Annotated in this window: 3 protein-coding genes; 1 reads left to right on the top strand and 2 read right to left on the bottom strand. The window is 33.1% G+C overall.

Annotated features, from left to right (window positions below):
- Together alr and AADI82_RS14885 are read right to left on the bottom strand one after the other, a co-directional pair.
- Positions 1-1,091, bottom strand: a 1,091-nt coding sequence (gene alr, locus AADI82_RS14890) for an alanine racemase (RefSeq protein WP_341217200.1), incomplete at its 3' end; no start/stop codon positions are given.
- The gene (locus tag AADI82_RS14885) at positions 1,084-1,731 is read right to left on the bottom strand and encodes a thymidine kinase (RefSeq protein WP_341217199.1); all 648 of its coding nucleotides are present in this window, start codon (positions 1,729-1,731) and stop codon (positions 1,084-1,086) included. The genes alr and AADI82_RS14885, both read right to left, overlap by 8 nt.
- A 107-nt stretch (positions 1,732-1,838) precedes the next feature.
- Between AADI82_RS14885 and AADI82_RS14880 the strand changes: the two genes are divergently transcribed.
- Positions 1,839-2,434: hypothetical protein (locus AADI82_RS14880; protein WP_341217198.1), on the top strand; the 596-nt coding region annotated here is incomplete at its 3' end.

Genomic DNA, 2,434 nt, shown 5'->3' with positions numbered 1-2,434 from the left:
CGTTTTACACGTTGAGAAATGCCTGTTATTAACTCGTAAGAAATAGTATTTACGGTTTCAGCAAAGTCCTCAGCCGTATAATTGGCATCAAAAATAATAACCTCATCACCTTCTCTGCAATCAATATTTGTAATGTTTATCATAATCATATCCATACAAACATTACCAATAATTTCAGCTTTTTGTCCATTTATTGTTACAAAACCATTGCCATTACCGTACTGTCTTCCAATACCATCGGCATGCCCAATAGGGAGTGTTGCTGTTTTTAAAAAACCATCACTTTTAAAAGCACGATTATAACCTACAGATTCGCCTTTCTCTATAAGATGAATTTGAGAAATAATAGTTTTAAGAGTTGCAATAGGTTTTAGATTTTTATTCTCTTTTTCAGAATTTCCAAAACCATATAGTCCTATACCACTTCTAATCATATCGAAATGTGCTTCAGGGTAATTTAACACGCCCGAAGTATTACATAAATGCAGCATTGGTGAATACCCCAATGCATCAATCATATTTTTTGATGTTTTATTAAAACTTTTTATTTGATTTAATGTGAATGCCTTTTCATTCAAATCTTCGCTTGCAGCTAGATGTGAGAACATAGATTTAACTTTTACAGCATCAGTATTTTTTAGTTTTGAAATAATATAATCTACATCATTTTCCCAAAACCCTAATCGATTTAAACCTGTGTTGAATTTAATATGAATGGGATAATTGTTTTGTTTTTCCGCGGAAGCGATAGTAATAAATTCATTTAAAACCTTTGCGTTATATAAGCTAGGTTCTAAACAATATTCTATTAAAGTTTTAAAATTTATAGTTTGCGGATGCAAAACTAAAATAGGTTTTGTAATGCCTGCATTTCGTAGTGCAACACCTTCGTTCACATAAGCTACTGCAAAATAATCAACATTAAGATTTTGCAAATATTTTGCTATTTCGCAAGCATCACTCCCATACCCGAAAGCTTTAACAACTGCTAAAAATTTGGTGTTATTATTAAGTTTAGATTTTAAATACTCAAAGTTGTGTTTAAGTGCTTTTAAATCAATTTCAAGTACCGTTTCTTGCGCTTTAGGCATTTGATTTATTTGGTTTAGAAATAACTTCTTCGGCGTCGTTAACTTTCATACTACGAACTTTATCACGCATCATAGCTTTATAATAAGCAGCTCTACTTAAAGGCTCATACTCATCAACTTCACCTAAAAGTACAATGTCATCGCTTTTGGCTTTACGATAACTGTATTGAGCTAAATTACCAGTTCGAGTACAAACAGCGTGCACTTTGGTTACATATTCGGCAGTTGCCATAAGGTTTGGCATGGGGCCAAAGGGGTTTCCTTTAAAATCCATATCTAATCCAGCTACTATTACACGAACACCTTTATTAGCTAAATCGTTACAAACACGTACTATTTCATCATCAAAAAATTGAGCTTCATCAATACCAACAACATCGCAACCATCAGCTAAAATAGGGATATTAGCGGCAGCAGGAACAGGTGTAGAGCGAATTTCGTTAGCATCATGAGAAACTACCATATCTTCATCATAGCGCACATCAATTGCAGGTTTAAAAATCTCAACTTTTTGTCTTGCAAATTGTGCGCGTTTAAGCCTTCGGATGAGTTCTTCGGTTTTTCCAGAAAACATGGAGCCACAAATAACTTCAATCCAACCAAATTGTTCTTTATGATTTACTGTATTTTCAAGAAACATTTCGTAATTTTAACACTAAAACAAAGGAATTTTTCGTTTGTATAAAGGTGGCGCAAATTTATTAAAAATCAAAAGCCTAAATAGCAATAATTTTAAAAATATAAATAATGAAGAAGAAGTTAGAGTCGGAACTCATTAGTATAGCACATAGAATTCTTAAATTAAAAGGAAAAGAAGACGTAATAAAAATGCATGCAGAAGCCTCTGCACTTTACGAAAAACTGTCGGTACTAAAGTTTGCTCACGAAAATTTTGAGGACGATATTCCATCTATTGGGAATGATTCCTCTTTTTTTGGTATGTTAGACGTCGCCTTTAATAACAAAGTAAGCGACAATATTGAGGTTGAAGACAAAGTATATATTAATCTTGATGATGTTGAAGATGACGCTATTACAGAGCCTTTAATGGAAACCATTAAAGATATGGTGGCACAAATGCCACAAGAAACCTTGCAAGTCGATTCGGTTTTTGAAGAAGCCATTCCAAAACAAAAACAGCATAAAAACGATTTAGAAACCATTACTTCTGGTTTTGAAGATATGCCCGTTTTCGAGCCAATTTCTAAATCGCAAAACGGCAGCGAAAAAAAGTCTCTAAACGATAAATTAAAAACTGGTGGATTCAACATTGGGCTAAACGATAAAATAGCGTTTATCAAGCATTTATTTAATGGCAAAAGCGAAGATTACGATCGTGTTTT

The organism is uncultured Wocania sp. (assembly GCF_964021735.1).
Lineage (GTDB): Bacteria > Bacteroidota > Bacteroidia > Flavobacteriales > Flavobacteriaceae > Wocania_A.
This window is presented reverse-complemented; position numbering and strand designations above follow the sequence as displayed.